The sequence below is a fragment of the Paenibacillus maysiensis genome (assembly GCF_000520815.1).
In the GTDB taxonomy this organism is placed as follows: Bacteria; Bacillota; Bacilli; order Paenibacillales; family Paenibacillaceae; genus Paenibacillus; species Paenibacillus maysiensis.
In genome coordinates, this window is sequence record NZ_ASRY01000143.1 from 1 (window position 1) to 3,870 (window position 3,870).

General features: G+C 47.4%; 3 protein-coding genes and 1 pseudogene. 2 read left to right on the forward strand and 2 right to left on the reverse strand.

What is annotated here, in order from left to right; all coding sequences use genetic code 11:
• Positions 1-572: 572 nt before the first annotated feature.
• A complete protein-coding gene (locus tag L696_RS31865; protein ID WP_049827317.1) occupies positions 573-1,028 on the reverse strand; it encodes a DDE-type integrase/transposase/recombinase in 456 nt (151 codons plus the stop codon).
• Positions 1,029-1,152: 124 nt separating this feature from the next.
• On the opposite strand from L696_RS31865, the gene L696_RS0109155 reads away from it, so the two are divergent.
• Positions 1,153-1,770 (forward strand): hypothetical protein, encoded by a 618-nt coding sequence (locus L696_RS0109155; RefSeq protein WP_025683380.1) that lies wholly within the window; start codon positions 1,153-1,155, stop codon positions 1,768-1,770.
• Positions 1,771-1,811: 41 nt separating this feature from the next.
• On the forward strand, positions 1,812-2,810 hold the full coding sequence (locus tag L696_RS0109160; protein ID WP_245233329.1) for a radical SAM protein: 999 nt from the start codon (positions 1,812-1,814) through the stop codon (positions 2,808-2,810).
• Positions 2,811-2,893: 83 nt separating this feature from the next.
• Here L696_RS0109160 and tnpC read toward each other — a convergent pair.
• Positions 2,894-3,870, reverse strand: a pseudogene (tnpC, locus tag L696_RS0109165) (IS66 family transposase); the annotation flags it as partial.

Below are 3,870 nucleotides of genomic sequence, written 5' to 3' on the forward strand. Positions count from 1 at the left end.
CTTATTTTTTCTGTCCAACTTAGTGTAGCCGATCCAGCCTTGTATCATTTAGTTGTTTAGGATCCTTTTTCATGGATGAGCGCCTTTCTTTGGTTGTAGGGCGTCTATTCCATGTAATTCTAAGCTTCTTTGCCAGCTTAAAAGTAAGCGTCAAACCCAGCCCACCTTCAACAATCAAATCATTCATATGAAAATAAAGGCAACTCATTTACAGGAGGTTGCCGAAAGCTGGCGGCAGCGCCTCACTCACCATCTGCAGTCGTGAGCTACGCTGGCTGCTCGACGGGCTTTCGCTGAGCCAGCGGCAAGCTCAACCGCAAGTTACAGCTCAGACCGTCATTTAAATAAAAGTGCGTGTCACAAGAAAATAAAGTGTTTGACTGGATGTGCTGATCCAGCGCTGATCGACATGATTGAAAATCGTCAGCTCCATAAAAATAAGTAGATTGGCTTAAAACCTGAAACAGCGGCAGCTTCGGACTGAAAAATAAAGTCCTAGACTGCCGCTGTTTTATTGAACTAACGTTCTTCGTTTAATATTCTCGTCAGTTAAACGTTCTCGTCCAGGTTCATTAAAGTGCTGTAATGACCTTGCGGCTGTACCAGTCGATGATGTTGAACAAGTACATGAACCCTTTGCCCATCCGGATATAAGTAATGTCGATTCCCCAGACCTGATTAGGGCGTTCAATGGTTAACCCATGCAGCAGATAGGGACGGGTGTACTTGGCGTGCAGACGCTTGCTAAGGTTTGGCTTGGATAGATTGCCTCTAAGCCCATCAGCTGCATTAGACGGCGTACACGCTTGCGATTGATCTCGAAGCCTTGCTCTCGAAGGAACCTGGTCATTCGACGATAGCCGAAATAAGGATGCTTCATGTTCGATCCGATGCATAATCTGTACATTTTCTTCGCTCTCACTCGGCATTGTAATGCTCGACCATGGCTTTACGTTCTTCAGGAGGTTCATTTGAAGCCAGATTTTTAAGTCGTAGACTACCGCCGTGGTTGGCGGTACCCTTATCAATCGTACGATTTTTTCCGTTCGTTAGATGACCCTATGTATAGCAGAAGGTTTTGAAGGACAAAAATAAAAGGGGAATATTGGAATCAAGCTTTGATATATTCAAATAAAGAAAGGTGCGGAGCACGTGAATAACCAGTTATTAATTTTCAACTATGAAGATTTACAGGAACGAGCAAAGATAATATTTGAAAAGTTGAATCATTCATCAGATTTACAGGAGAATTTCCTGAATGACCCTACAGGTGTAGTTACAAACCTATTATATGGTGAGTCCGTGTACCCATGCCCAGCGGATGTTAGCGCTGCCAACATGATGCTTTTTTCACTTCTTAGTAACCCAAAGTTTATGTCATGGGGAAAAGAGCTTCAGGAGCGGATGGCCGCACAAGTTCAGGCAGTAAGTGAAGCGAATGATTCACAGAATATTCGGAGACTATTGGACGAATCACTCCAAATTGGGGATGTATATCAAGAGATATTAGATGCTGCCGTAAGGTTTGACGGATTAAAGTTGCCAGCAGGCTATGAGAACCGCATCATTGCAAAAGACATTTTGCAAATAAAAAATATGGGCATTAATGCAGAAGACAACGTCGCCGTTCTCCTTTTGGTGTTTGTGGCTATAGTTGTTGTTGTTGTTGCTCCGATGGAAAGGAAAGGGATATCTCGTGAAGCTTTATACAACATTTCAAATTTACTCTCCGACCGTTTGATTCAACGAGCTCAGGAGGGATTACAATAAATATTTTTGATCCTTTACCAAAGTACAAGATGCTTTCCGTAATGCCTACATACAAGTGTACTGCTTCATGTGAGCATTGTGGAACCCTGAGTCATCCTCGGGAAACTACGTGGCTACCTATTGAGCAGATGCTAAAAGCAATCGATGAGGCAGCCGATCTTGGATACAATGTAGTCGTCTTCACAGGTGGTGAGGCTACTCTAGCTGGACAGAACCTCCTAAAAGGGATTGAACGGGCCTCCTCCCATGGGATAACTGTACGCATCGTCTCCAATGCTCATTGGGCCACGAACGACAGGATGGCAGAACGTCGCATCGGGGAATTTGTCCGGGCAGGATTGACGGAAATTAACCTTAGTACAGGTGATCAGCATGCTCGTTTCGTGCCTCTTGATAATGTAATTCGTGCAGCTAGGGCAGCGGTCAAGGCTGGGCTCAGAGCGATGATTATGGTTGAGACGGTTCTAGAACGCATCATTACTAAAGAGGTTGTTGAAAATCATCCAGAATTCCAGGATATTTGTAATCAATTTCCTTCTTCTAAGATTAATATTCTGGAGAGTCCATGGATGCCGCTATCGCCATCGACATTAAACAAATATCCAGATGGAGTGACAGTAAACCGTTCGAACTTAGCACTATGCAAGGGTTGTGACAGTATTCTAACTACAACCACCATTCAGGCTGATGGACAAATTGCCGCTTGTTGTGGCTTAGGTATGCGAAAGATTCCTGAACTCAAGCTGGATTCTATTCGAGAGACTAAGCTTGCTACCGCGGATCAGACGGCAGGCGAGGACTTTTTGAAGCGCTGGCTCCGAGTGGAGGGGCCCGAGCGGATCTTAGCCTGGGCGTCCGACCACAAGTCTAATATTGAATGGGAGAACATGTATGCCCACCGTTGCCAGGCGTGTATGCGGATCTATACTGATCCAGAAGTACGGGAGGTAATAGCCAAGCATCATAAGGAAAAGATAGCTGACGTATTGCTAAGTGAGTGGTTAATGTTTCATTACAATCCTCTAGCACAAGTAAATTGATGACTTACAATGCAATGTGCTAAAGCGTAAGTGTCAAAAAGCCCCCACCTTGTCATCAAGTTGAGGGCTTTTTACTGTATCTTTTAAGACTTAAACACCCGGCAAGCCATAGGCAAAGTCGGCGACCATGGCAGCAGGCTGTCCAGCACTTCGAGATCGCTCGGATCGGGAAGCTGCGGTAGCTGCTCGAACAGGTACTTCAAGTATTGGAACGGGTTCAGTCCGTTTGCCTTTGCCGTCTCGATCACGCTGTAGATGTCGGCGCTGGCCTTGGCACCGCGAGGCGTATTGGCAAACAGCCAGTTTTTTCGCCCGATGACGAATGGCTTAATCGACCGTTCGCTTCGGTTATTGTCAATCTCCAGCCGGCCATCCTTTAGAAACGCCGTCAGCTTCTCCCACTGGTTCATGCTGTAAGCAATCGCTTGGCCAAGCAGGCTCTTCGGCAGCGTACGGGACCGCTGCTGTTTCAGCCATACCAAATAAGCATCCAGAATGGGGCGGCTTCGCTCCAATCGAATGTTGTATCGCTCTTCCGGCGCTACTTCCTTCAGTTCTCGCTCAATGGCAAATAACTCATTGCAGAACTGAAGCCCTTGCTTGGACGCCGTTTCCGCTTTGTCCGAAGAAGGCGGCAGCGCCTTCAATGCCTCGTCGAACTTGCGACGCGCATGCGCCCAGCATCCAACGAGCGTGACATCCTTCACCTTGTGGTAACCGGCATAGCCGTCCACATGGAGATAGCCGCTGAAACCATTAAGATAATCCCGCGGATTCTCGCCGCCTCGCGTTGGACGGTAGTCGTACAGAACGATCGGTGGACCCATACGGCCCGTACGATACAGCCATAGATACGACTGGGATTCTGCCGATTTGCTCGGCTCGCGCAGCACCTGCAGGGTCGTTTCGTCGGCGTGCAGCACGTCTTGCTTCAATAAGATGTATCTTCATCCGCTCGGTCAATAGTGTTAGCCAGCGCTCGCTACCTGCGATCATCCAGTTGGCGAGCGTCTGGCGCGATAGCGTCAGTCCCATACGAGCGAATTGCTGCTCCTGCCGG